This window comes from Aquabacterium sp. (assembly GCF_021768455.1).
In the GTDB taxonomy this organism is placed as follows: Bacteria; Pseudomonadota; Gammaproteobacteria; order Burkholderiales; family Burkholderiaceae_C; genus Aquabacterium.
The window spans coordinates 1-2824 of sequence record NZ_JAIZVX010000249.1; the positions used below are offsets into that span (position 1 = coordinate 1).

Sequence of the window (2824 nt, forward strand, 5' to 3'; positions counted from 1 at the left end):
ATGGACGATAACATGAGAATGGGAATCGCCTGTGTATGGTTGTTTTCAGTCATCATGGGCATGTCAGGTTATCTTTGGATAAACTGGTATCGTTATGGTTACATCGTGAAAACCATATTGTTCTACGGATCGCTTTTCTTTGGTTCCATCGCAACGATCTGGGCCATCAAAGTCATTTTCTGATAAAGGGAATTACTTATGCAAGACGCAAAAATGCAGCATCAGATCGAACTCGAAACCCTGTTCAACAAGAACCAGCTTATCCCTCGGATCAAGCAGGAGTTCATGGCCTGCACGGAGATCAGCTTCACCAAGGTGTTCGAGGACAACGGGATCCCGCTGGACTTCGGTTATGCCTTGCTGGTGCAGATGGCTCTACATAAACGAGCACCATTGCCGACCTTGGTAGGTGTACTACGTGGACAGTGCAACACTGCACAGGAGGTCGTAGACCTTATCATCAAGATGTGTGAGCTGGATCTGTGCCATTGGCATCCGGTACAAGAGGTGTTCATCACCGCTATCACCATCAGTGAGGATGTGCAGGCTGAGCTTGATCGCTTCCAGTTCCCACTACCCATGGTTGTTGAACCAAGGGAAGTGAAGAGCAATCGGGACACTGGATATGTGCTCAACCGTGGTTCGATTATCCTCAAGAAGAACCACCATAGCGATGATGTGTGTCTCGACCATATCAATCGCATGAACAAGGTGAAGTTCACCATCAACAATGACACCGCCAAGATGATTAAGAATGCTTGGCGTAATCTGGACAAGCCTAAAGAGGGTGAGTCCAAAGAGGACTTCGAGAAGCGCAAGCGTGCATTCGAGAAGTATGATCGCACCTGCCATGATGTGATCGAGATCCTCACCGAGCATGGCAACGAGTTCTTCCTGACTCATAAGTATGACAAGCGTGGCCGTATCTACTGCCAAGGCTACCATGTATCTTATCAAGGCGCTCCATGGAACAAAGCTGTGATTGAGCTTGCCGAACCTGAGGTGATTGAGCTGTGAGCAAATACAGACCGAAGCGACTGTGCTGGTTCTGCCTCTCAGACGCATGGGGAGTAGTGCTACCTAATGGCAAGCTCCATCCTTGGAGGTTCGACACCAAAGCGGAAGCGGAAGAGTTCTGCTTCTTCCAGAACAAGGAATAGCCCATGAAAGTCAGTATTGAGCGTCCCGGTGACACCACCTTTGGGGCACTTCGCCAAGGTAACATCTTCGAGAACGGAGATGGGATCTACATCGTCGGCAAGACCGACAGCATGAAAGCCACCGTGATCTACAAGCACGTTGGCCACCTCAATGCTGGTGACGTTGAGACGTTCGCCAGCGACACTAAGGTCCGTCGGATCGTGGCCATGAATTTCACGGTAGGCTGACCAGCCTACCTATCCCCAAGATGCAAGATGCAGGAGATGAACATGCAGACCTTTACGCCGCTTCAGTACCTCAAGATCGACATCGCTTCGGCCTTCGGCCATGACAAGTGGACGTGGAATGAACGTATCGCTTGGTTCGATCAGCACGCCGATCATATGGGCGAGCTGGTCCACAAGGCCAAGGAACCCGCCATGTTCTACGCAGGCTGCAAGGCATACATGGACGCCATGAACAAGGTGCCCAGCGGCTACATGATCTCGCTGGATGCCACGTCGAGTGGCTTGCAGCTTCTGTCGGCTCTGACCGGCTGCCGCAAGTCGGCTGAACTGTGCAACGTGATCCCGTATTTCGGTGAAGAGGTTGAGGCCCAGCGCCGGGACGGCTACACGGTGATCTACCGCACCATGACTGACAAAATCGGTGAGGAAGGCAAGATCGAGCGTGATGGGGTGAAAGAAGCCATCATGACCGCTCTCTATTCCAGCCGAGCTGTGCCCAAGCGTGTGTTCGGTGAAGGTGCCCTGCTGGACATCTTCTACGATACCATGGCTGAAATGGCTCCCGCAGCGTGGGAGCTGAACGAGGCCATGCTGACGTTCTGGAACAAGGATGCCCTGTCGCATGACTGGGTGCTGCCGGACAATTTCCATGTCCACGTCAAGGTGATGGACTCTGTGAAAGAGACCGTCCATTTCCTCAACCAGCCCTTTGACACCTTCAGGAAGGCCAACCAGCCCATGGCTGAAGGCCGTTCGTTGGGTGCCAACACCATCCACTCCATCGACGGTATGATCGTTCGCGAGATGACCCGTCGGTGCGACTATGACATGGATCAGGTCAATAGGATCTATGATCTGCTGTCCGGTGATATGCTTATTGGTGGAACCAAGGACGAGAACAGCCATCATGCTCAAATGGTGAAGACCCTCTGGGCTCACTATGAGGCATCGGGCTATCTCTCGGCTCGCATCATCGACCACCTGTTCCCCTGCACCATCCATCTGGTGGATCCTGCTGTGATCCATGAACTGCTGGAAAGCCTGCCCGACAAGCCGTTCAAGGTGATCTCGATCCATGACTGCTTCCGCTGCCATCCTAACTATGGGAACGACATGCGGTGGCAGTATGCCAACCAACTCAAGCTGATCGCCAAAAGTGAGATGCTGAGCTACCTCATTTCTCAACTCATCGGGAAGACCGTACAAGTCGGCAAGGTGGACCCTGAAATGTGGAAAGACATCCTCGACACGGACTATGCCCTGTCATGATGACCAAAAGCCAAAAAGCAAACGCTCTGGCCATGTTCGAGACCGGCTATGTGCCCTTTCGAGTTGGGCCGGGGCGTATGCAACGCAACCGACCATGCTGGCATCTCGTTGAGATTGGGTTGGCCGAAATGGACTTTGGTCCACGAGGCTCTTGGCTCAAATCATAC

General features: G+C 52.5%; 4 protein-coding genes. All 4 read left to right on the forward strand.

Features of this window, described 5'->3' with window-relative positions; genetic code table 11:
* Positions 1 to 183: hypothetical protein (locus QZ994_RS19330; protein WP_290877571.1), on the forward strand; the 183-nt coding region annotated here is incomplete at its 5' end.
* Between the two features lie 15 nt (positions 184 to 198).
* Positions 199 to 1017: a hypothetical protein gene (locus QZ994_RS19335; RefSeq protein ID WP_290877573.1), complete on the forward strand. Its 819-nt coding sequence runs from the start codon at positions 199 to 201 to the stop codon at positions 1015 to 1017.
* A gap of 146 nt (positions 1018 to 1163) precedes the next feature.
* Positions 1164 to 1388: a hypothetical protein gene (locus tag QZ994_RS19340; RefSeq protein ID WP_290877574.1), complete on the forward strand. Its 225-nt coding sequence runs from the start codon at positions 1164 to 1166 to the stop codon at positions 1386 to 1388.
* A gap of 42 nt (positions 1389 to 1430) precedes the next feature.
* On the forward strand, positions 1431 to 2657 hold the full coding sequence (locus QZ994_RS19345; RefSeq protein WP_290877576.1) for a DNA-directed RNA polymerase: 1227 nt from the start codon (positions 1431 to 1433) through the stop codon (positions 2655 to 2657).
* Positions 2658 to 2824: the final 167 nt, after the last annotated feature.

Coding starts and splice junctions, on each gene's coding strand:
- QZ994_RS19335 (WP_290877573.1), top strand. CDS start 199: ATGCAAGACGCAAAAATGCAGCATCAGATCGAACTCGAAACCCTGTTC.
- QZ994_RS19340 (WP_290877574.1), top strand. CDS start 1,164: ATGAAAGTCAGTATTGAGCGTCCCGGTGACACCACCTTTGGGGCACTT.
- QZ994_RS19345 (WP_290877576.1), top strand. CDS start 1,431: ATGCAGACCTTTACGCCGCTTCAGTACCTCAAGATCGACATCGCTTCG.